This is a genomic window from Trichlorobacter sp., from assembly GCF_030247655.1.
GTDB lineage: Bacteria > Desulfobacterota > Desulfuromonadia > Geobacterales > Pseudopelobacteraceae > Trichlorobacter.
In genome coordinates this window covers 1-2,178 of sequence record NZ_JAOTRZ010000325.1, presented here as the reverse complement: position 1 = coordinate 2,178, position 2,178 = coordinate 1, and the positions used below count along the sequence as shown (strand labels likewise).

Here is a 2,178-nt window from a genome sequence, read left to right as displayed (position 1 = left end):
AGACAGGTCTAATTTGGCAATGTGCTTGCATAAATCTTAAATAAGTTAGATGAGAATTAACTGCTGAGAAGGGAGGATGACTGTGAAAAAAGTAGAAGCAATCATCAAGCCGTTCAAGCTGGATGAAGTTAAAGAGGCGCTGAACGAGATAGGTATTCAGGGGATTACTATTAGTGAGGTAAAGGGGTTTGGGCGTCAGAAAGGCCACACTGAACTTTACCGTGGAGCTGAGTACGTTGTTGATTTTATCCCAAAGATTAAACTTGAGATCATTGTCAGTGACGCTATCCTTCCGAAAGTAGTGGAAGCTATTGAAAAAGCAGCAAAAACTGGCAGGATAGGTGATGGTAAGATTTTTGTGACACCGGTTGAGGCTGTTGTACGAATCAGAACCGGTGAAACCGGAGAAGATGCGCTGTAGATTATTTATTCAAGCGAAAGGAGAAGTTTGATGACACCGAAGCAGGTAGTTGAATTTGCCAAAGAAAATGGCGCATTAATGGTTGATTACAAGTTTATGGATTTTATAGGTACTTGGCAGCACGTCTCTGTGCCTATTACCGAGTTTGATGAGGATACTTTTGAGGAAGGTCAAGGCTTTGATGGTTCATCAATCCGTGGCTGGCAACCAATTCATGCCTCTGACATGATTCTGTTGCCGGATCCAACTTCAGCTAAAATGGATCCCTTTATTGCTGTGCCTACTCTTTCTTTGATCTGTAATATTTTTGACCCTATTACCAAGGAAGACTACACCCGTGATCCGCGTAACATCGCCCGCAAGGCTGAGGCTTACCTGAAGTCTACCGGTATTGGCGACACTGCTTTTTTTGGCCCTGAAGCAGAATTCTTTATCTTTGATGAAGTTCGTTACGATTCAACCTCTAACCAGGCTTTCTATATGGTTGACTCTGTGGAAGGCGCTTGGAACACTGGCCGCGAAGAGTTCCCTAATCTGGGCTACAAGCCACGTCATAAGGAAGGCTATTTCCCTTGCTCCCCGGTTGACTCCCAGAACGACCTGCGTAACGAAATGGTTCAGGAGTTGCAGAAGGTTGGTATCCGGGTTGAGTGTCAGCACCACGAAGTTGCCACTGGCGGCCAGGCTGAGATCGATATGCGCTTCTCTTCACTGGTTGATATGGCTGATCAGCTTCAATGGTTCAAGTATGTTATAAAGAATGTTGCGTATCGTAACGGCAAGACTGTAACCTTTATGCCTAAGCCGCTGTACGGTGACAATGGTTCCGGTATGCACTGCCATCAGTCCATCTGGAAAGATGGACAGAACCTGTTTGCTGGTGATAAATACGGCGGGCTGTCACAGATGGCTCTCTGGTATATCGGTGGTATCATCAAGCATGCCAAGGCTCTGTGCGCTATCACCAACCCGACTACCAACTCCTACAAGCGTCTGGTACCGGGCTTTGAAGCTCCTGTAAACATGGCTTACTCAAGTCGTAACCGTTCAGCTTCACTGCGTATTCCTATGATGTCCACCAACCCCAAGGCAAAACGGGTTGAGTACCGTACTCCAGACCCATCCTGCAACGGCTATCTGGCTTTTGCTGCCATGCTGATGGCAGGTCTTGACGGTATTGAGAACAAGATTGATCCAGGTCAGCCACTTGACAAGGATATCTATGGTTTGTCTCCTGAAGAACTGAAAGACATCCCGTCTGCTCCAGGTAGCCTTGATGAAGCCCTCAAGTGTCTTGAAGCTGACCATGAGTTCCTGCTGAAAGGTGACGTCTTTACTCCTGACGTTATCGAGAAGTGGATTGAGTACAAGATGGAAGCTGAAGTTAACCCGGTTCGTATGCGTCCGGTTCCGCTTGAGTTTGCTCTGTACTACGACATCTAATCGACGTTGTGTGTCTGGTGTTCAGAAGGGCGGGAGCAATCCCGCCCTTTTTTTATCAATACCGGGGCTTGATTGACTTAACCTGTAGCATCTGTTAGAAGTTATGCTTTACTAATGACAGGAAAAAATAATGATTGAAAATATTCTGTTCAAGCTTTCAATAATGCTGGTTCCCGGTTTGCTGGCCATTACCTGCCATGAGGTTGCCCACGGCTACGTTGCTTGGCGCTATGGCGACCCGACTGCCCGCATGTTGGGACGGCTAACCCTTAACCCTTTAAAGCATATCGATATATTTGGCACCCTGATGTTGT

At 46.6% G+C, this 2,178-nt stretch carries 3 protein-coding genes; all 3 read left to right on the top strand.

The features are described from left to right. The first annotated feature begins 82 nt into the window (after window positions 1-82). On the top strand, window positions 83-421 hold the full coding sequence (locus OEL57_RS16295; RefSeq protein ID WP_078791489.1) for a P-II family nitrogen regulator: 339 nt from the start codon (window positions 83-85) through the stop codon (window positions 419-421). A gap of 30 nt (window positions 422-451) precedes the next feature. Next, window positions 452-1,864, top strand: a complete 1,413-nt coding sequence (gene glnA / locus OEL57_RS16290) for a type I glutamate--ammonia ligase (protein ID WP_300741942.1) — start codon at window positions 452-454, stop codon at window positions 1,862-1,864. A gap of 130 nt (window positions 1,865-1,994) precedes the next feature. After that, a partial coding sequence (locus OEL57_RS16285) for a site-2 protease family protein (RefSeq protein ID WP_300741936.1) occupies window positions 1,995-2,178 on the top strand: 184 nt, incomplete at its 3' end.

Excerpts from the sequence above, each read along its gene's own strand:
- glnA (WP_300741942.1), top strand. The coding sequence starts at position 452 with ATGACACCGAAGCAGGTAGTTGAATTTGCCAAAGAAAATGGCGCATTA.